General features: G+C 66.5%; 20 protein-coding genes. All 20 read right to left on the bottom strand.

Features of this window, described 5'->3' with window-relative positions:
- Nucleotides 1-20: 20 nt before the first annotated feature.
- Nucleotides 21-596, bottom strand: a complete 576-nt coding sequence (rplE, locus tag ACOOHF_RS11620; protein WP_419935011.1) for a 50S ribosomal protein L5 — start codon at nucleotides 594-596, stop codon at nucleotides 21-23.
- Nucleotides 597-613: 17 nt separating this feature from the next.
- Nucleotides 614-961, bottom strand: coding sequence for a 50S ribosomal protein L24 (rplX, locus tag ACOOHF_RS11615; RefSeq protein WP_419935010.1), 348 nt, complete (start codon nucleotides 959-961; stop codon nucleotides 614-616).
- Nucleotides 962-987: 26 nt separating this feature from the next.
- On the bottom strand, nucleotides 988-1356 hold the full coding sequence (gene rplN / locus ACOOHF_RS11610) for a 50S ribosomal protein L14 (RefSeq protein WP_419935009.1): 369 nt from the start codon (nucleotides 1354-1356) through the stop codon (nucleotides 988-990).
- A gap of 13 nt (nucleotides 1357-1369) precedes the next feature.
- On the bottom strand, nucleotides 1370-1639 hold the full coding sequence (gene rpsQ, locus ACOOHF_RS11605) for a 30S ribosomal protein S17 (protein WP_420461801.1): 270 nt from the start codon (nucleotides 1637-1639) through the stop codon (nucleotides 1370-1372).
- Nucleotides 1632-1841 carry a 50S ribosomal protein L29 gene (rpmC, locus tag ACOOHF_RS11600; protein ID WP_420461800.1) on the bottom strand — a complete coding sequence of 70 codons (210 nt, stop codon included), beginning with the start codon at nucleotides 1839-1841 and terminating at the stop codon, nucleotides 1632-1634. Before rpmC ends, rpsQ begins: the two co-directional genes overlap by 8 nt.
- 6 nt (nucleotides 1842-1847) lie before the next feature.
- Nucleotides 1848-2258, bottom strand: coding sequence for a 50S ribosomal protein L16 (rplP, locus tag ACOOHF_RS11595; protein ID WP_420461799.1), 411 nt, complete (start codon nucleotides 2256-2258; stop codon nucleotides 1848-1850).
- Nucleotides 2259-2265: 7 nt separating this feature from the next.
- Nucleotides 2266-2955 carry a 30S ribosomal protein S3 gene (rpsC, locus tag ACOOHF_RS11590; RefSeq protein ID WP_419935005.1) on the bottom strand — a complete coding sequence of 230 codons (690 nt, stop codon included), beginning with the start codon at nucleotides 2953-2955 and terminating at the stop codon, nucleotides 2266-2268.
- Nucleotides 2955-3305: a 50S ribosomal protein L22 gene (rplV, locus tag ACOOHF_RS11585; RefSeq protein ID WP_419935004.1), complete on the bottom strand. Its 351-nt coding sequence runs from the start codon at nucleotides 3303-3305 to the stop codon at nucleotides 2955-2957. Before rplV ends, rpsC begins: the two co-directional genes overlap by 1 nt.
- Nucleotides 3305-3589: a 30S ribosomal protein S19 gene (rpsS, locus tag ACOOHF_RS11580; protein WP_419935003.1), complete on the bottom strand. Its 285-nt coding sequence runs from the start codon at nucleotides 3587-3589 to the stop codon at nucleotides 3305-3307. Before rpsS ends, rplV begins: the two co-directional genes overlap by 1 nt.
- A gap of 15 nt (nucleotides 3590-3604) precedes the next feature.
- Nucleotides 3605-4444 (bottom strand): 50S ribosomal protein L2, encoded by an 840-nt coding sequence (gene rplB / locus ACOOHF_RS11575; RefSeq protein WP_420461798.1) that lies wholly within the window; start codon nucleotides 4442-4444, stop codon nucleotides 3605-3607.
- 3 nt (nucleotides 4445-4447) lie between these two features.
- Nucleotides 4448-4804, bottom strand: a complete 357-nt coding sequence (gene rplW, locus ACOOHF_RS11570; protein ID WP_419935001.1) for a 50S ribosomal protein L23 — start codon at nucleotides 4802-4804, stop codon at nucleotides 4448-4450.
- Nucleotides 4801-5436 (bottom strand): 50S ribosomal protein L4, encoded by a 636-nt coding sequence (rplD, locus tag ACOOHF_RS11565; RefSeq protein ID WP_419935000.1) that lies wholly within the window; start codon nucleotides 5434-5436, stop codon nucleotides 4801-4803. Before rplD ends, rplW begins: the two co-directional genes overlap by 4 nt.
- Complete coding sequence (gene rplC, locus ACOOHF_RS11560; protein ID WP_419934999.1) at nucleotides 5433-6068, bottom strand: 50S ribosomal protein L3; 636 nt, start codon at nucleotides 6066-6068, stop codon at nucleotides 5433-5435. Before rplC ends, rplD begins: the two co-directional genes overlap by 4 nt.
- A 4-nt stretch (nucleotides 6069-6072) precedes the next feature.
- Nucleotides 6073-6381 (bottom strand): 30S ribosomal protein S10, encoded by a 309-nt coding sequence (rpsJ, locus tag ACOOHF_RS11555; protein WP_419934998.1) that lies wholly within the window; start codon nucleotides 6379-6381, stop codon nucleotides 6073-6075.
- 31 nt (nucleotides 6382-6412) lie between these two features.
- Nucleotides 6413-7606, bottom strand: a complete 1194-nt coding sequence (gene tuf, locus ACOOHF_RS11550) for an elongation factor Tu (RefSeq protein ID WP_419934997.1) — start codon at nucleotides 7604-7606, stop codon at nucleotides 6413-6415.
- 79 nt (nucleotides 7607-7685) lie between these two features.
- Nucleotides 7686-9782, bottom strand: a complete 2097-nt coding sequence (gene fusA / locus ACOOHF_RS11545; RefSeq protein WP_419934996.1) for an elongation factor G — start codon at nucleotides 9780-9782, stop codon at nucleotides 7686-7688.
- A 72-nt stretch (nucleotides 9783-9854) separates the two neighbouring features.
- Nucleotides 9855-10325: a 30S ribosomal protein S7 gene (rpsG, locus tag ACOOHF_RS11540; protein WP_419934995.1), complete on the bottom strand. Its 471-nt coding sequence runs from the start codon at nucleotides 10323-10325 to the stop codon at nucleotides 9855-9857.
- A 159-nt stretch (nucleotides 10326-10484) separates the two neighbouring features.
- Nucleotides 10485-10856: a 30S ribosomal protein S12 gene (gene rpsL / locus ACOOHF_RS11535; RefSeq protein ID WP_419934994.1), complete on the bottom strand. Its 372-nt coding sequence runs from the start codon at nucleotides 10854-10856 to the stop codon at nucleotides 10485-10487.
- A 210-nt stretch (nucleotides 10857-11066) separates the two neighbouring features.
- A complete protein-coding gene (rpoC, locus tag ACOOHF_RS11530) occupies nucleotides 11067-15314 on the bottom strand; it encodes a DNA-directed RNA polymerase subunit beta' (RefSeq protein WP_420461797.1) in 4248 nt (1415 codons plus the stop codon).
- 80 nt (nucleotides 15315-15394) lie between these two features.
- Nucleotides 15395-19990 (bottom strand): DNA-directed RNA polymerase subunit beta, encoded by a 4596-nt coding sequence (gene rpoB, locus ACOOHF_RS11525; RefSeq protein ID WP_420461796.1) that lies wholly within the window; start codon nucleotides 19988-19990, stop codon nucleotides 15395-15397.
- Nucleotides 19991-20059 lie beyond the last annotated feature (69 nt).

Genomic DNA, 20059 nt, shown 5'->3' with positions numbered 1-20059 from the left:
CCGCCGGGGCGGAACTCCGCCTAGATGACGACCGGGACTTCGTCGCGGAACGGCATCCCCATCTCGCGAAGCAGGGCGAGCGCCTCGTCGTCGCGGTCAGTGGTCGTGACGAATGTGATGTTCATGCCGTGGATCTTGACGATCTCATCGTAGTCGACTTCGGCGAAGACCATCTGCTCCTGGATCCCCACCGTATAGTTGCCGCGACCGTCGAACGCCCGGCTCCCGAACCCCCGGAAGTCCCGGATTCGCGGCACCGCCGTGCTGATGAAGCGGTCGAGGAACTCGTACATTCGCGGGCCGCGGAGGGTGACCTTCGTCCCGACGGGCATGCCCTCGCGCAGGCCGAAGTTCGAGATGGAGGTCCGCGCTCGCGTAATCACGGGGCGCTGGCCGCTGATCACCGCGAGTTCCTTCGCGGCGGACTCGAGCAGCTTCGGGTTGTCCTTCCCTTCGCCGAGCCCCGCATTGATCACGATCTTCTCGAGCCCCGGGATCTGGTGCGGGTTCTCGAAGCCGAACGCCTCGGCGAGCTTCGGGCGAACCGTGTCATCGTAGTGTGTCCGCAGCCGCGGCTTTCCGTTATTCGCACTCATCGTTTCCTCGTCGCCCCTCAGCCCGCCGTCGGGATCGGGTTGTCGCAACGCTTGCAAATCCGCTCGATCGTGCCGTCCGCGTCGTGCCGTCGTCGAACCCGTGTCGGCTCGTCGCAATGAGGACACACGAGCATCACGTTCGAGACTCTGATCGGCTCCTCGTGCGTGACGATCCCGCCTTCCGTGATGCCGCCTCTCGCGTTCGCCGCCGGACGCTTGTGGTGCTTCCGCATGTTGACTTCCTGCACCACGACGAGCCCGCGCGCGGGGATCGCGCGCAGAATCCGTCCCTGGGCGCCGATGTCGTTGCCCGCGATCACCCTCACGGTGTCTCCGGTCCTCAGGTTCATCTTCCTCTGGGTCATGTTCGGCTCGAATCCTCGCGCGGCTCTCAGATGACTTCGGGAGCGAGCGATACGATCTTCATGAACTTCTTCTCGCGGAGTTCGCGCGCCACCGGTCCGAAGATCCGGGTGGCGGTCGGCTCTCCCGCGTCGTTTATGATCACCGCCGCGTTCTCGTCGAAGCGGATGTAGCTGCCATCGCGCCGGCGGCTCTCCTTGGCGGTCCTCACGACCACCGCTCGCACCACCTCGCCCTTCTTCACGTTCCCGTGCGGCGTCGCGTCCTTGACCGTCACGACGATCACATCGCCGACGCGTGCATACCGGCGGCGCGACCCTCCGAGAACTCGAATACAGAGGGCGCGGCGCGCGCCGGAATTGTCCGCGATCCGGACGATGGACTCCTGCTGGATCATCTCGTGCCCCTCGCTAGTCCGGGCGCTGGATCAACTCGAGCACACGCCAGCGCTTGTGCCGGGACAGCGGCCGGGTCTCTTCGATCCGGACGAGGTCGCCGACCCTGTACTCGTTCGTCTCGTCGTGGGCCTGGTACCGCTTCCCCCGGCTCACCTGCTTGCCATACAGCGGATGGGCGAGGCGCCGTTCCACGGAGACCACGACGGTCTTGTCCATTCGGTCTCTCACGACCGTCCCGAGCCGGAGCTTCCGGCGGCCCTTCGTCGCAGATTGATCAGTCAACCTGATTCTCCTCGCTACGCGCCCGTTCGGACTGCACGGTCTTCAGCCGGGCGATCTCGCGCCGCAGCGTGCGGAGGAGCGACGGGTTCTCCAGCTCCTCGAAGGCCGCCCGATACCGCAGGCGCGCGATCTCGTTCTTCGCGCGGGCGAGTTCCTCCGCGAGTTCCTCGTCCGTGTACTCCCGAATTTCCATCGCGGTCATCGCCATCTATTCCTCCCGCACCAGGAAGCGCGTCTTGATCGGGAGCTTCGCGGACGCCAGTTGCATCGCGCGTCGCGCGATTTCGATGTCCACGCCCTCGAGTTCGAACATGACGCGCCCCGGCTTCACCGGAGCGACCCAGTACTCGGGATTCCCCTTCCCCTTGCCCATCCGCGTCTCGGCGGGCTTCTGCGTGAGCGGCTTGTCCGGAAAAATGCGGATCCAGACTTTCCCGCCTCGCTTGATGTGTCGCGTCATGGCGACACGCGCCGCCTCGATCTGCCGGTTCGTGATCCAGCCCGGTTCGACCGCCTGGAGGGCGTAGTCACCGAAGGAGACCTTGTTCCCGCGGTGCGCATTGCCCCGCAAGCGGCCCTTCTGCTGTTTCCGGTACTTGACGCGCTTCGGTTGCAGCATATTCCTTCTACCCTCGCCTGCGGCCGCCGCGACGGCGACCGCCCGCGGTATACGTCTGACCCCGGCGATCCTCCACGATTTCGCCGTGGAAGATCCACACCTTCACCCCGATCGTGCCGAACGTCGTCCTGGCCTGCCGCTCCGCATAGTCGATGTCGGCACGCAGCGTGTGCAGCGGGACGCGCCCCTCGTGATAACCTTCCGAACGCGCGATCTCGGCCCCCCCGAGGCGGCCGCCGCACTGGATGCGGATGCCGTCCGCGCCGGCGCGCATGGCCGCCTGCACGGCCCGCTTCATCGCCCGTCGAAAACTGATGCGCTGCGTCAACTGGTGGGCGACATTATCGGCCACCAGCTGGGCCGAGGTCTCCGGGCGGCGAATCTCCTCGACGTTCACGGACACTTCCGCCTCGGTGAGGAGCGCCAGTTCGTCGCGCAGCTTGTCGACCTCGGCCCCGCGCTTGCCGATGACGACCCCCGGCCGGCCGGTGTGAATCGTGACGACGATCTTGGACGGCTTGCGTTCGATCTCCACGTGGGAGATGGCCGCGTGGCCGAGCCGGGCGTGCAGGTACTTCCGCAGCTTCTCGTCTTCCGCGAGCAGCTTGGGGAACTCCTTCCCCTGCGCGTACCAGCGCGACCTCCACGGTTTGACGGAGCCGAGCCGGAATCCGTACGGGTGTGTCTTCTGCCCCATTAGTCTCTCGTCTCCACGACGACCGTCACGTGACTGCTCCGCTTGAGCACGGGCGTGGCCCGCCCGTATGCGCGGGGGCGCCAGCGCCGAAGCGTCCTGCCTTCGTCCACATAGGCCTCACGCACGTAGAGTTCGTCCACATCGACGGCCTCGCCCTCCTCGTCCGCCCGATAGGCCGCGTTCGCGACGGCGGAACGGAGGACCTTGCCGACGGGCCGGGCCGCTTTCTTCTTCGAGAACTGCAGGACGGCGTACGCCTCGTTGACGTCGCGGCCGCGAATCTGGTCGATGACCAGCCGCATCTTCCGCGCCGACATACGGACGTTCTTCGCCTTCGCCGTGGCCCGCATCAGACCCGTCCCCTCCGGTCCCGCGCAGAACCGGCATGACCCCGGAACGTCCGCGTCGTCGCGAACTCTCCCAGCTTGTGGCCTACCATGTTCTCCGTCACGTAGACCGGGATGAACTTGTTTCCGTTGTGTACGGCGAGGGTGTGCCCCACGAAATCGGGACTGATCGTCGAGGCGCGCGCCCAGGTCTTGATGACCGACTTGCCGCCGGACTCGTTCATCCGCTGCACCTTCATGAGCAGCTTCTCGTCGATGTACGGTCCCTTCTTGATGCTTCTCGGCATTGCTTTCCCTCGCTCCTACTGCGTGGCTTTGCCGCGCTTGCGGCCGCGCACGATCAGCTTGTCGCTCGACTTCCGCTTCTTCCTCGTCTTCCGTCCCTCCGGCTTGCCCCAGGGCGAGACGGGTGGACGGCCTCCCGAACTTCGGCCCTCGCCGCCCCCGAGGGGGTGATCGACGGGGTTCATCGCCACACCCCGGACCTTGGGCCGGTGACCCTTCCACCGTGAGCGACCGGCCTTCCCGGCGCGGATCAGCTCATGATCGACGTTGCCCACCTGGCCGACCGTGGCCCGGCACGATTCCGGCACCATGCGCATCTCGGTGCTCGGAAGCCGCAGCGTCACCCTGCCCCTCTCCTTCGCGACCACCTGCACCGCCGCTCCCGCCGAGCGGGCAAGCTGCGCCCCCTTGCCGGGGACGAGTTCCACCCCGTGCACGAGGGTCCCGAGAGGGACTTCGCCCAGAGGCAGACAGTTCCCCGGCGCGGGGTCGATGCCGGAACCGGAGAGCACGGTGTCCCCCACGCCCAGTCCCCGGGGGTGGAGGATGTAGCGCTTCTCGCCATCCGCGTAGTGAATGAGGGCGATGCGGGCCGACCGGTTCGGATCGTACTCGATCTCCGCCACGACCCCCGGAACCCCGTCCTTCCGGCGCTTGAAGTCGATCCGCCGGTAGCGTCGCTTGTGGCCGCCGCCCCGCCGGCGGACCGTGATCCGCCCGTGGTGGTTGCGGCCCGCCTTCTTCGACAGCCCCTCGGTGAGCGACTTCTCGGGCTCGCTGCGCGTGATCTCCTCGAAGGTCGAGACGCTGCGAAAACGGGAGGCCGACGTGACCGGCTTGAACTTACGAATCGGCATCGATCAAGCTCCTTCCAGCACGTCGACGGGCCCATCCGCGACCTCGATGATCGCCTTCTTCCAGTGCGGCCGCCGGCCCATGGTGCGCCCCATGCGCTTCTTCTTGCCCCGCACGTTCATCGTGCGCACCGAAGTGACGTTACAGCCCTCGAACATCGCCTCGAAGGCCTTGCGGATCTCGATCTTGTTCGCGTCGGGCGCCACCTCGAAGGTGTACTTCGGGCGGGGCTCGACTTCCCCGCGATCGATTCGGGCCTGGAGCCTGCGGCCCACCCCATCGGTCCCCTCGGACTGCAGGCTGGTCGAACTCTTCTCGGTGAAGAGCGGACGGAGGATGATCTCGTTCGGCGTGCGTCTCATGCGTCACCCTCCTCGCCGGGCCCGGCCGGCGCATCGAAGGCCGCCGCCTCAACCAGCACCAGGTCCGACCACAGGATGTCGTACGCGGAGGCGTCGCCCCACGGGAGCACGCGAACTCCGGGCAGATTCCTCGCCGAAAGGTAGACGCTCGGCTTATGGCCCGAAGTCAGGAGGAGAACGTTCTCCGACCCGCGTCCGATACGGGCCAGGAGCGCGGCCACCTCACGCGTCTTCGGCGGGTCGAAGTCCAGGGACTCCACCAGCGCCAGATCGCCAGTCAGCGCTCTCGTGTTGAGGGCCGAACGGATCGCCAGCCGACGCAGCTTCCGGGGCACGCGGACGCGATAGGAGCGCGGCTGCGGGCCGAAGACGACCGAGCCGCCCCGCCACAACGGGGAGCGGATCGTGCCGGCGCGGGCGCGACCGGTCCCCTTCTGCCGCCAGGGCTTGCGGGATCCCCCGCGTACCATGGAGCGGCTCTTGGTCGAATGCGTGCCCTGGCGCCGGTTCGCGAGCAGGGCGGTGACGACCTGATGGAGCGCATCCTCGTTCACGGTGCCGTCGAACGGCGTCCGCGGCAGCAGCCGCTCCTCGCCGGAAGTGCCATCGGCCCTGTACGTCGCGACTTTCATCGACCCGACCTCACCATGACGATGTTGTTGCGCGCGCCCGGGATCGAGCCGCAGACGATGAGCAGGTTCTTCTCGGCATCGACGCGGATAACCCTGCGGCTCATCGCCATGTGCTTCGTGCCGCCCATGCGGCCCGCCATCTTCACGCCCTTGATGACGCGGGACGGGTCGGTGCCCGCCCCGATCGAGCCCGGCTTCCGCAGGACCGAGCTCCCGCCGTGAGAGCCGCGGCCGCCGGCAAAACCGTGCCGCTTCACCACGCCCTGGAAGCCGCGGCCCTTCGTCGTGCCGCTCACATCCACCCGCGATCCGACCTCGAACATGTCGACCGTCAGCTGCTGGCCCGGCTCGAGTTCCTCACTCCCGAAATCGAACTCGGCGAGGACCCGCGGTACGTGGTCGAGTCCGGCGCGCGCGGCGTGCCCCTTGGCCGGCTTCCTGGCCGGCCTTCGGACGTTGCTCTCCTTCACGCGGCCGAAGCCGAGCTGGACCGCGTCGTATCCGTCGCGCGCGGCGGTCTTGATCTGGACCACCGGACACGGCCCGACCTCGAGCACGGTGACGCCGACCGCCCTGCCGTCGTCGTCGAAGATCTGCGTCATGCCGATCTTGCGGCCGATCAACCCGGGCATCTCGCTACTCGACCTTGATTTCGACGTCGACGCCGGCGGCCAGATCCAGCTTGGTCAGCGCGTCGATCGTCTGTGGACGGGAGTCGTGGATGTCGATGAGCCGCTTGTGCGTCTTGAGTTCGAACTGTTCGCGCGACTTCTTGTCCACGTGCGGGCTCCGCAGGACCGTGAACAACTGGCGACGCGTGGGCAGCGGGATCGGCCCGCTGACGGTCGCACCGGTCTTCTGGGCGGTCCGAACGATGTCCGACGCCGTCTGGTCGATCACCGCCGGATCGAACGCCTTCAGTCGAATCCGAATCTTCTGCGCCATCTCGTGGTCGTCTCGCTTCCGGGGCGTCGGGCTAATCGTGGATGGCGGTGACGACGCCGGCGCCCACCGTCCGTCCGCCCTCGCGGATCGCGAAGCGGAGGTTCTCCTCCATCGCGATCGGCGTGATCAGCTCCACCGCCATGTTCACGTTGTCTCCCGGCATCACCATCTCCACTCCCTCCGGAAGCTCCGCCGATCCCGTCACGTCCGTCGTCCGGAAGTAGAACTGCGGCCGGTAGCCGTTGAAGAACGGCGTGTGACGGCCCCCCTCGTTCTTCGTCAGAACGTACACCTCCGCGCTGAACTTCCGGTGCGGCAGGATCGACCGGGGGTGAGCGACCACCATCCCGCGCTCCACCTCCGTCTTCGCCACGCCCCGCAGCAGCAGACCCGCGTTGTCCCCCGCCCGACCCTCGTCCAGGATCTTCCGGAACATCTCCACCCCCGTCACCACCGTCTTCTTCTCCGAGCCCAGTCCCACCAACTCCACGCCCTCGCCCGTCTTCACCACCCCGCGCTCGATCCGGCCCGTCACCACCGTCCCCCGGCCCGTGATCGTGAACACGTCCTCCACCGGCATCAAGAACGGCTTGTCCGTCGCTCGCTCCGGCACCGGAATGTACGTGTCCAGCGCATCCAGCAGCTCCCCGATGCACGCCGTCTCCTCAGCCTCCGGCTCCCCGCTCTCCAGCGCATGCAGCGCCGAGCCACGGATCACCGGCACGTCGTCGCCCGGAAACTCGTACTCGCTCAGCAGCTCACGGACCTCCAGCTCCACCAGGTCCAGCAACTCCTCGTCGTCCACCTGGTCCACCTTGTTCAGGAACACCACGATGTACGGCACGTTCACCTGGCGGGCCAACAGAATATGCTCCCGTGTCTGGGGCATCGGTCCGTCCGCCGCCGACACCACCACGATCGCACCGTCCATCTGCGCCGCGCCCGTGATCATGTTCTTCACGTAGTCCGCGTGGCCCGGACAGTCCACGTGCGCGTAGTGCCGCGCCGCCGACTCGTACTCCACGTGAGCCGTCGCGATCGTGATCCCACGCTCCCGCTCCTCCGGCGCCTTGTCGATCTGGTCGAACGGCACGAACTGCCCGTAGCCCCGCGCCGCCTGTACCTGTGTGATCGCCGCCGTCAACGTCGTCTTCCCGTGGTCCACGTGTCCCACCGTGCCCACGTTCACATGCGGCTTCGTTCGCTGAAACCTTTCCTTCGCCATCGCCCCTGTTTCTCCTTTGTGCCGGCTCAGACCCGGCCTCCGGTGCCCGCTGGTGCGGAGCCCCGGCGGTCCCGGACCGTTATGCGCCGTTGGCGGAGACGATCTCCACCGTCTTGGATCCCGGAACTTCCTCGTAGTGAGAGAACTGCATGGTGTAGACCGCGCGCCCCTGGCTCATCGACCGAAGCGAGGTCGCGTAGCCGAACATCTCCGACAGCGGCACGGACGCTCCGATCACTCGCGCGGACGAACGCTGCGTCATGCCGCCGATCTTTCCGCGCCGGCTGGACAGATCGCCCATGACGTCGCCGAGATAATCGTCCGGCGTGACCACTTCGACGTTCATGACCGGCTCGAGCAACACCGGCTGCGCCCTGCGGGCGCCTGCCTTGAGGGCGATCGAGCCCGCGATCCTGAACGCCATCTCGCTCGAGTCGACTTCATGATACGACCCGTCGATCAGCGTCGCCTTGACGTCGATGATCGGGTAGCCGGCGACGATGCCGGAATCGAGCGCTTCGCGAATCCCCTGCTCCACGGACCTGACGTACTCACGCGGCACGTTCCCGCCGCGGATCTCGGAGTCGAAGACGAACCCTCCCCCGGGGTGGGTCGGCTCGAGGTTGATGATCACATGCCCGAACTGCCCGCGCCCTCCCGTCTGACGCACGAAGCGGCCCTCCACCTTCCGGACCGCCTTGCGAATCGTCTCCCGGTAGGCCACCTGCGGCCGGCCCACATTGGCGTTCACGCGGAACTCGCGCTGCAAGCGGTCGACGATGATCTCGAGATGGAGTTCGCCCATCCCGCTGATGATCGTCTGCCCGGTCTCTTCGTCCGTATAGACGCGGAAGGTCGGATCTTCCTCGGCCAGCTTCGCCAGAGCTTCCGCGAGCTTGTCCTGGTCCGCCTTCGTCCTCGGTTCGATCGCCACCCGAATGACCGGTTCGGGGAAGCTCATCGACTCGAGCACGATCGGGTCGCTCCGGGACGAGAGCGTATCCCCCGTCCGGGTGTGCTTGAGCCCGATCGCCGCCGCGATGTCTCCGGCGAACACCTCGTCCCGCTCTTCACGCTTGTTCGCGTGCATCTGAAGGAGGCGTCCCACACGCTCCTTCCGGCCCCGGGAAGAGTTCAGGACGTGTGATCCGGCCTTCGCCGTCCCCGAGTACACCCTGAAGTAGGTGAGACGTCCCACGTACGGATCCGTCGCGATCTTGAACGCGAGCGCCGAAAACGGCGCGGTCTCGTCAGCCGCGCGCTCGACCACGGACTCGTCCCGCTGCGGGAGGTGGCCCGTGACCGGAGGCACGTCGAGCGGAGAGGGGAGGTAGTCGATCACCGCGTCGAGGAGCCGCTGCACGCCCTTGTTCTTGAAAGCGGACCCGCACAGGATCGGTGTGATTCCATTCGCCAGCGTCGCCTTGCGGACGGCCCGCCGGACCTCCTCTTCGCTGAGCTCCTCACCGTCGAGATACTTCTCGAGCAGCGGCTCGTCGTACTCGACCGCGGCCTCGATGAGTTCGCTCCGGAGTTGCGCCACTTCTTCCAGCAGCGCATCCGGCACGGGGCCCTCGCTCCAACTGGTACCCAGCGACTCATCGTCATAGACGACCTTGACCTCGCGCACGAGGTCGACCATGCCGGTATAGAGTTCGCCCTCGCCGAGCGGGATCTGGAGAGGCCGCGCGTTCGCGCCGAGCCGTTCGCGCATCATGCGGACGACGTTCATGAAGTCGGCGCCGACGCGGTCCATCTTGTTGACGAACGCGAGGCGAGGGACGCCGTACTTGTCCGCCTGGCGCCAAACGGTCTCCGATTGCGGCTCTACGCCGCCGACCGCGCAGAACAGGGCGACCGCGCCATCGAGCACCCGCAGGCTTCGCTCCACCTCGACCGTGAAGTCCACGTGCCCCGGCGTGTCGATGATGTTGATGCGGTGCGGTTCGTCGTAGCACTCCCAGTAACAGGTGGTCGCGGCCGATGTGATCGTGATGCCGCGTTCCTGCTCCTGCTCCATCCAGTCCATGGTCGCGTCGCCATGATGCACTTCACCCAGCCGATGCGTCCGGCCGGTATAGAACAGAACCCGTTCGGTCGTCGTCGTCTTTCCGGCATCGATGTGCGCCATGATGCCGATATTCCGAAGCCGCTCCAGCGGTGTTCTTCTCTCCATCGATCGATATTTATCTCTACCTGGAATCGTGTCCGGAACCCGTTGCGGCCGCGTTCATCCGGAAACGCCGCCCTACCACCGGTAGTGCGCGAACGCCTTGTTCGCCTCGGCCATCCGGTGGACATCCTCCCTCTTCTTCACCGCCCCCCCGTCACCCCGCGCGGCATCGAGAAACTCGCCCGCGAGACGCTGCGCCATCGTCTTGCCGGAGCGCGCCCGCGCGTACTGGACGAGCCATCGGCGCGCGAGCGTGTCCCGCCGCCGATACGAGACCTCCATCGGCACCTGGTACGTCGCGCCGCCCACCCGGCGGCTCCGCACCTCGAGGATCGGCTTCACGTTCTGCAGCGCCTGCCGGAACACGTTCATCGCGGGCTGTCCCGTCTTCATCTCGACGGTCCGCATCGCGTTGTAGAAGGTCCGCTCCGCGAGCGACTTCTTCCCCTCCAGCATCAGCATGTTGATGAACTTCGTGACTTCGGTGCTCCCGTACCGGGAGTCCGGGGTCACCTCACGCTGTTCAGCACGGTTTCGTCGTGGCATCTCTTCCCGCCGTGTGCGTCTCCGGTCCACCCGGAGAACTCGTACATGCAGCCAGAGCCCGACCACGGACTCCGAGGCCGGGCCCTGTTTCACCTGCGGGTGAACCGCTCCGGACGACAGATCGTCCGGCCCGCTCGAATGTCCGGGGACGACCCCGAACTATTTCCTCTTCTTCGAACCGTATTTCGACCGGCCCTGGTTCCTGTCGTCCACACCGGAAGCGTCGAGGGTTCCCCGGATGATGTGGTATCGGACACCCGGGAGATCCTTCACTCGTCCACCCCGAATCAGCACGATGCTGTGCTCCTGGAGATTGTGCCCTTCTCCCCCGATGTAGGCCGTCACCTCGTAGCCGTTCGTGAGCCGCACGCGCGCGACCTTGCGCAAGGCCGAGTTGGGCTTCTTCGGCGTCGTGGTGTACACGCGCGTACAGACGCCGCGCCTCTGGGGATTCCCCTCCAGCGCGGGCGCCTTGCTCTTCTTCTCAATCTTTCGGCGGCCCTTGCGGACCAACTGATTGATGGTCGGCATTCCCGCTCCATCGCTCCCTCCGGCCGCACCGGTGCACCGATCACCGAACAAGGGCCCGGCCGTTGGGGAGAAAAAAATCGGGGGCGGATCAAGACCGCCCCCGCGGCGACCGCCGACCGGTCGGTCGACAGAACACGGAGAGTAGTGACGCTACGTGCCGGTGTCAAGCGGCTTTGGGCCGTTTCGAGAGCGGCCGGCCGGAGGCCCGGATCAGGTGGTCAGCAGCGCACTCTCCTCCGGGGCCGTCTCCTCCTCCGCCTGGTCCCGAAGATCGGAGAAGAGGCTCCGGGGCGCTTCCTCGGGCAGCACCGGGCGGCGCATGGAATCGATCTGCGCCTTGAGCGAGTCGTCGATCAGGAACTCTATGTCGGAGAAACGGTGCGTCCCCGTCCCGGCCGGGACGAGATGCCCAATGATGATGTTCTCCTTCAGTCCCCGCAGCTGGTCCTTCGCCCCCCGTACCGCGGCGTCCGTGAGGACGCGCGTCGTCTCCTGGAACGAGGCGGCGCTGATGAACGATTCCGTCGTCAGGCTCGACTTCGTGATCCCGAGGAGAATGGGCTCGGCCCGGGGCGGCTTGCCCCCGCTCCCGAGCTCCCGGCGCGCGGCGTCGCGGAACTCCATGCGATCGACGTGCTCGCCCTCCAGGAATTCCGTCGCTCCCGGGTCGGTGATGCGGACCTTCTGCAGCATCTGGCGCACGATGACCGCGATGTGCTTGTCGTTGATCCGCACCCCCTGCAGCCGGTAGACCTCCTGGATCTCGTTCAACAGGTACTCCTGGACGGCGCGCGGCCCCCTCACCCGGAGGATGTCGTGCGGGTTCACGGGTCCCTCGGAGAGCCGGTCTCCGGCGCGTACGAGGTCCCCTTCGTGCACGCGCAGGTGCTTCCCGACCGGGATCTGGTACACCATCTGCTCGTCGCCATCCATCGTGACGATGATCTCGCGCTTCCCGCGCTTGATCCCGCCGAACGAGACGCGGCCGTCGACCTCCGTAATCGTCGCCGGGTCCTTGGGCCTCCGGGCCTCGAACAGTTCGGCGACCCGGGGCAGGCCTCCCGTGATATCGCGGGTCTTGTACGCTTCCCGGCTGATCTTGGCGAGGACCTCGCCCGCGCTGATCGCCTGGCGGTTCTGCACCAGGAGCTGCGCGCCGACCGGGACGATGAACTCGCGGAGCTTCCCACCCTTCTCATCGACGATGTCGAGGACCGGGTGGAGCTTCTTTTCGCGGTCCTCGATGATGACCTGCTGGCGCCGGCCGGTCGCCTCGTCGAGCTCCTCGCGCACCGTCTCCTCCGGCACGATGTCGTTGAAGCGGATGCGGCCCTTCTTGTCGGCCACGATCGGCTCGGAGTAGGGGTCCCAGCCGAAGAGCAGATCGCCGTGCGTTACCTCCACGCCGTCTTCAACGAAGAGCGTCGCGCCATACGGGACCGCGAGACGCGAGAGGATGCGATCGTCCGCGGTCTTCATGAGCAGCTCACCCTCGCGGCTCGTGACGATCGTATCGCCCGAGGGGTCCTCCACGGTCGTGACGCGCTCGAAGGCGACGATGCCCTCGAGCTTCGAGCGGCGCTGCGTCTGCGCCGCGATCCGAGCCGCCGTCCCTCCGATATGGAAGGTCCGCAGCGTGAGCTGCGTGCCGGGCTCGCCGATCGACTGCGCGGCCAGGATCCCGACCGCCTCCCCCAGGTCGACAGGCCCCATCGTCGCCAGGTTGCGGCCGTAGCACTGCTGGCAGATGCCCCGCCGCGACTCGCAGGTGAGGACCGAGCGAATCCGTACCTGCTGTACCCCGCTCTCGTCTATGGCCCGGGCCCGCGCCTCCGTGATCATTTCGCCCGACTCGACGATGACCTCCTCGTCGATGGGATCGATCACGGCGTCGGCCGCGATGTTGCCCGCCACGCGATCCGACAGCGGCTGGATGATGTCTTCGCCCTCCTTCAGAGCCGTGACGTCCAGTCCGAGGATCGTATTGCAGTCCTCCTCGATGATCGTGACGTCCTGCGCCACATCCACGAGCCGCCGCGTCAGGTAGCCGGCATCGGCCGTCTTGAGCGCGGTGTCCGCGAGTCCCTTGCGCGCCCCATGGGTCGAGATGAAGTACTCGAGTACGCTGAGGCCCTCCCGGAAGTTCGAGCGGATCGGGCTCTCGATGATCTCTCCGATGCCGCCCGTCAGCTTCTTCTGGGGCTTCGCCATGAGCCCGCGCATCCCCGCCAGCTGTCGGATCTGATCGCGCGAACCCCGCGCGCCGGAATCGAACATCATGTAGATGGGATTGAATCCCTCTCTCGAGCTCTTCAGCCCCCCCACCATGGCGTCCGCCACATCGTTGTTGGCGTGGGTCCAGGCGTCGATGACCTTGTTGTATCGCTCGCCGAAGGAAATCACGCCTCGGTGGTACGCCTTCGTGAAGCGATTCACATCCTCCTGCGCCTCCCCGAGGATCTCCTGCTTCTCCGGCGGGATCTCCATGTCGTCGAGCCCGATCGAGACGCCGGCCCGGGTCGCGTACTTGAACCCGAAGTCCTTGAGTTCATCCAGGAAGATCGTGGTCTCCTCGAGGCCAGCCAGCCGGAACGACTGGAAGACGAGGTCTGCCAGCGTACCCTTGCCGAGCGTCTCGTTCACGTACGGCACCCGGTCCGGAAGGATCGCGTTGAAGAGAGCCCGTCCGACGCTGGTCACGATCCACTTCTTCTCGCTCTGTCCGTCGTCGGTCTTCTCCTCCACGAGGAGCCGGATCGGCATGTGATAGTCCGGCGTCCCCGAGGCCGATCGCAGATATCCGGTTTCCAGTGCGAGTTCGACCTGCGCCGCGTCCGAGAAGTGCGGAAGATCGGTGCGGCTCTGCTGCGCCTCGAAGTCCGGCCGCACTTTGGTCATGTAGTAGCAGCCCAGGACCATGTCCTGCGACGGAGACGCGATCGGCCGACCGCTCGACGGCTTCAGGATGTTGTTGCTCGACAGCATGAGGACTCGCGCTTCGAGCTGCGATTCGAACGACAGCGGGAGGTGCACCGCCATCTGGTCGCCGTCGAAGTCCGCGTTGAACGCGGCACACACGAGCGGATGGATGCGGATCGCCTTCCCTTCGACGAGGACGGGTTCGAAGGCCTGGATCCCCAGCCTGTGCAGCGTCGGCGCCCGGTTCAGGAGTACCGGGTGGTCCTTGATGATGTCCTCGAGGACTTCGTAGACCGTCGGGTCGTCCAGCTCGACGAGCTTCTTGGCGCGCTTCACCGTCTCGGCGTGGAGACGCCGCTCGAGTTCGTGGACGATGAACGGCTTGAACAGTTCGACCGCCATTTTCTTCGGCAGCCCGCACTGGTGCAGCTTCAACTCGGGGCCGACGACGATCACCGAGCGACCCGAATAGTCGACGCGCTTGCCGAGCAGGTTCTGCCTGAAGCGCCCCTGCTTCCCCTTGAGCATGTCCGACAGCGACTTGAGCGGCCGCTTGCCGCGCCCGCGAATCGCCTTCCCGCGCCGCCCGTTGTCGAACAGCGCGTCCACCGCCTCCTGGAGCATGCGCTTCTCGTTGCGCAGGATCACTTCCGGCGCGCGCATCTCGAGCAGCTTCTTGAGCCGATTGTTCCGGTTGATGACGCGGCGGTACAGGTCGTTGAGGTCGGAGGTCGCGAACCGGCCGCCATCGAGCGGGACGAGAGGACGGAGATCCGGCGGAATCACCGGGATCACGTCCATGATCATGTGCTCCGGGCTGTTGCGCTTCGAGACCTCTTCGTCGCTGTTGCGGATCGCGTCGATGACCTTGAGGCGCTTCAGCTTCTTCTTCTTCCGATGCTTCGAAGTCTCGTGCACGACCTCGTAGCGCAGCTGCTCGGCGAGTTCGTCGATATCGAGCTGGCCCAGCAGGGTACGGACCCCTTCGGCCCCGATCTCCGCGCGGAACGCCGTGTCCCCTTCCTCGCGCGCCTTGTCCGTCAGCTCCCAGTACTCGTCCTCCTCGATCACCTGCTTGAACTCGACCTCCTGCCGGCCGGGTTCGGTGATCACGTACGCCGCGTAGTAGATGACCTTCTCGAGATCCCTCAGCTTCATCCCGAGCAGATAGCCCATCTGCGACGGGAGCGTCTTGAAGAACCAGATATGCGCCACGGGCACCGCGAGTTCGATATGACCCATCCGCTCGCGGCGGACCTTGGAGAGCGTGACCTCGACCCCGCACTTGTCGCAGATGTGGCCGCGGTACCGGATCCGCTTGAACTTCCCACAGTGACACTCCCAGTCCTTGACCGGCCCGAAGATCCGCTCACAGAAGAGACCGTCGCGCTCCGGCTTGAACGAGCGATAGTTGATGGTCTCGGGTTTCGTGACCTCACCATGGCTCCAGGAGCGGATCTCCTCGGGGGCTGCGAGCTTGATCTGGATCCAGTCGAACTCGGCCGTGCCGCTGCTGCGCTGTCGCGGAAAATCGATCATCTGTCACCCTCTTGGTTCGTTCCGGATCCGGGCTCGCGCCCGGCCGCTCCGCCCGCCGCCTCTCGTCGAACGCCTGACGGCTAGAAGAGCGGGTCGGACTCGTTTCTCCCCAGCGTCACGCTCAACCCCAGCGCCTGAAGCTCCTTGACGAGCACGTTGAAGCTCTCGGGAACTCCGGGCTTGGGCAGGTTGTCACCCTTGACGATCGCCTCGTACACCCGGCTTCGCCCGGTGACGTCGTCCGATTTCACCGTCAGCATCTCCTGCAGCGTATGCGCGGCTCCGTACGCCTCGAGCGCCCATACCTCCATCTCGCCGAAACGCTGTCCCCCGAACTGCGCCTTCCCGGCGAGCGGCTGCTGCGTGACGAGGCTGTACGGACCGATGGATCTCGCGTGGATCTTGTCGTCAACGAGGTGCGAGAGCTTCATCATGTAGATCTGGCCCACGGCGATGTCCGCCACGAACTCCTCGCCCGTGCGCCCGTCGCGGAGCCGCATCTTGCCGGTGGGGCGCAGTCCGGCGCGCTCCATCAACTCCACGACCGCCGCGTCCAGACCCTCGGTCACCTTGCGGCGGCCCGAGAGAGCGGCGGCGTTCGGCCAGCCCGCGGCTTCCAGTTTGGCCGCCGTGGTCCCCCCCGATACATCGCGCACCGCGTGGAGGACGAAGCTGGCCAGGCTCTGGAGGTACTTCGCCAGCTCGCCCTTCCCCGTCAGATAGGCGTCCAGCCCCCTTCCCAGGCCGGCGGCGTCACTCGACCCGTGATCGTCACCTTCCCAGGCCTGGATCTCGTACACGATCTTCTGGATCGTCTGGTACGGGAGGTCGGGCGGGGCCACCTGCGCACCGAGGGTCCGGGCCGCCCAGTGCGCGCCCCCGATCTTCAGCAGCGCTCCGATCTCGTGTTCGGTCGCCCCCTGGAAGACGGGCGTATTCGCCTCGAACCCGAGCGCCTCGGCCGCCCACCCCAGAGTGGTCTCGAGGATCTGGCCGACGTTCATCCGGCTCGGCACGCCGAGCGGGTTGAGCACGATCTCGACCGACTGGCCGTCGGGCAGGACGGGCATGTCCTCCTCCGGCACCACGCGGGCGATGATGCCCTTGTTCCCGTGACGGCCGGCCATCTTGTCCCCGACCGAGATCTTCCGTCTCTCGGCGAGGTAGACCTTCACGAGCTGGACGACGCCCGGCGACAATTCGTCGGGCTGGAAGATCTTGTCGATGCCGTCCTCGGTCCGCTCCCGGATCCGCTCGACGCGGGCCCTGGCCTCCGCCACGACGCGACGGACGAGGTCGTTCGACTTGTCGTCCTCCACCTTGAGCGTGCCGAGGTCGACCTCTCCGAAATCGATGTCGCGGAGCGCGTTGAGGTTCAGCTTTGTGCCCTCGGCGAAGCAGGGCTCGAGGGCGCCACGGCGGAGACACAGGACCGCCGTTTCTCCATCGAGCAGTTCCGCGAGTTCCTCGTCGCGGGCATCGATGACGCGAGAGATCTCGTCCCGTTCGGTCTCGCGGAGTTCGGCGATCCGCTCCCCGTGCTCCCGCTCGAGCAGCGGGTCGTCGATCCGGCGCGAGAAGATCTTGACGTCGATCACGGTGCCTTCGACGCCGGGGGGCACGCGCAGCGAGCTGTCCTTCACATCCTTCGCCTTTTCGCCGAAGATCGCGGTGAGCAGCTTCTCCTCGGGCGAGAGTTCCGTCTCCCCCTTCGGCGTGATCTTCCCGACGAGGATGTCCCCCGACCGGACCGCCGCGCCGATGCGCACGATGCCCCGGTCGTCGAGGTCGACGAGCGCTTCCTCGGCCACGTTCGGGATCTCGCGCGTGATCTCCTCCATCCCGCGCTTCGTGTCCCGCACGTGGAGTTCGAGTTCCTGGATGTGGACCGATGTGTAGACGTCATCCTTGACCAGCCTCTCGCTGATCACGATCGCGTCCTCGAAGTTGTGTCCGAACCAGGGCATGAAGGCGACCAGCGCGTTGCGGCCGAGGGCGAGCGACCCTCCGTCGGTGCCCGCTCCGTCGGCGATCACGTCCCCGGCCTCGACCGTGTCGCCGAGGCGAACGATGGGCCGCTGGTTGATCGCCGTGTCCTGGTTCGTGCGCCAGAACTTCCGCAGCCGGTAGCTGTCGTACTGCGTGAGACGAGCGAGCGGAATCTCGCCGGCCGCCTGGCGCGGCCTGCCGGTATCGATCTCGATCTCGTCCGCCGTGACCCGGGTGACGACACCGGCGCGTCGCGCCAGCACGACCGCCCCGGAGTCCTTCGCCACCTTGCTCTCCAGCCCCGTCCCGACGAGCGGGCGTTCGGGGAAGAGGAGCGGGACCGCCTGCCGCTGCATGTTGGACCCCATCAGGGCCCGGTTCGCGTCGTCGTGTTCGAGGAACGGGATCAGCGCGGGCGACACCGCGACGAGCTGATCGGGCGCGACGTCCATGAAGTCGATCTCTTCCGGCGGCAGGAGCGGATAGTCGTCGCGGCGCCGGCAGAGGACGAGGGACCGCGCGAAGGTCCCATCGGGATTCAGCTCCGCATTGGCCTGGGCGACGGCGTACTCCTCTTCCTCGCTGGCCGAGAGCCAGACGAGTTCCTCGGTCGACACCTTCTCGTCGATGACCCGGCGATACGGGGTCTCCAGGAAACCCAGCTCGTTCAGGCGGGCGTAGGTGGTCACGGAAGTGATGAGCCCGATGTTCGGCCCCTCCGGGGTCTCGATCGGACACATCCGGCCGTAGTGAGAGTAGTGCACGTCGCGCACCTCGAACCCCGCACGCTCCCGGGTCAGGCCGCCGGGCCCGAGCGCGCTCAGGCGGCGCTTGTGCGTGAGCTCCGCCAACGGGTTCGTCTGGTCCATGAACTGGCTGAGCTGCGAGCTGCCGAAGAAGGCCTGAATGACGGCGCTCACCGTTCGCGCGTTGACGAGATCGTCGATCGAGATCTTGTCGGGATCGCTGTTGATCGACATGCGCTCGCGGACCAGACGCGCCATGCGCGACAGTCCGACGGAGAACTGGTTGGCGATCAGCTCTCCGATCGAGCGTACGCGCCGGTTCCCGAGGTGATCGATGTCGTCGGTGTAGCCGCGACCCTCGTGCAACTCGATGAGATAGCGGATGATCGCGACAAAGTCCGAGGGGTCCAGGACCACGAGGTCGTCCCTCGGCGCCTCGAGGTCCACCAGCCGGTACACGTCCTTCAGGCGGTGGTTGACCTTGTGCCGCCCGACCCGCCCCAGATCGTATCGCTTGGGGTTGAAGAAGAGCCGGTCGAGCGCCCCCCGGGCCGTCGCCAGATTCGGCGCTTCGCCGGGCCGGACCAGCGAGTAGATGGAGTGCAGCGCGGCCGCCTCGCTCGAAGTCGGATCCTTGGCCAGGGTGTTCCGGAGGAGCGGCGACTCGCCGCGCGGGCCACCGGTGAAGACGAGCGCCTCGCGGACGCCGCCCGCCTTCAGCTCCGCGAAGAGCCGCCTATCGAACGGGACACCCTCTTCGGCAAGCACCTCGCCCGTGTCCCTGTCGACCACCTCCGCGGCGAGCTGCGGACTCGCACTCCAGTCGCGCCGCATGGCGAGGTCCTCGTACGTCCCGCGCAGGGCCACGAAGGTGGCGCTCGAGTAGACCTCGACCTCGGAGACGCCGACACGCGCGAGGCGCTCGATCGCTTCCTCGGTCAGCATCTCGCCGCGCCGAACGAGGAACGCCTCGTCGGCCTCGAACGCGGCGACACTCTCGATCCCCGCCTCGGAGGCGCGGTTCACGAGTTCGCCGGCGATCCGGTCGCCGGCGGCCCCGATCGCCCCCCCCTCCGCCGGAGCGGGGAGATCTTCCGCCAGCCAGCGAGGCCGTTCCGACTCCGCCTCGAGTTCGTCGAGTCTCAGGGACGTCGGTTCTTCCCCGAAATCCGCATTCGGGATGCTCCGGGCGACCAGCGTGCCCGTGAACTCGCGGCGCGCCGCCCCCTCTTCCTCATCGGCTTCGATTTGCACGACCCGGCGCCTGTAGAACAGCTCCAGGATGTCGACGCTCCGTCCGTAGCCCAGCGCCCGGAGCAGCGCCGTGGCCGGGAACTTCTTCTTCTTGTCGATGTGGACGTGGATCACGTCGTGGATGTCGAGCGTGAACTCGACCCATGAACCGCGGAACGGAATGATGCGGGACGAGAAGAGGCGCGTCCCGTTGGGATGCACGGTCTCCTCGAACACGACCCCCGGGGAACGGTGCAGCTGGCTCACGATGACGCGTTCGGCGCCGTTCACGACGAACGTGCCCTGCTCCGTGAGCAGCGGAAGGTCACCCAGATAGACTTCCTTCTCGAGGATGCTGCCGGGGCGCTTCTCGCCGTCCTTCCCGACGGTCTCGAAGATGACGAGCCGGAGCTGCGCCTTCAGGGGCGCCGAGTACGTCATGTCGCGCTCGATGCACTCTTCCACGACGTACTTCGGCTCTCCGAGGGCGTAGCTCACGAATTCGAGCGAGAAGTTCTCGTTCACGTCCGTGATCGGGAAGATCTCGCGGAAGACCCGTTCGAGACCCAGGTCGCTCCGCTCATCCTCGCTCTTTTTCGTCTGCAACAGACGCTCGAAGGCCACTCGCTGCACGTCCAGGAAATGCGGCATGTATATCGGACGGTCGAGCTTGGCGAACGAGACTGCGGGTCTGCCGTTTGCCGTCAAATCGTACCTCCCCCGGGAACCGCTCGTTTACATCGGAGATGCGCAGAAGCCGGGGCCGCCGACAAGCGG

Origin of the sequence: Candidatus Palauibacter sp. (assembly GCF_965216145.1) — a bacterium.
Classification (GTDB): Bacteria; Gemmatimonadota; Gemmatimonadetes; order Palauibacterales; family Palauibacteraceae; genus Palauibacter.
Note: the sequence above shows the minus strand (reverse complement) of the source record. Positions and strands in the feature narration are given on the sequence as shown.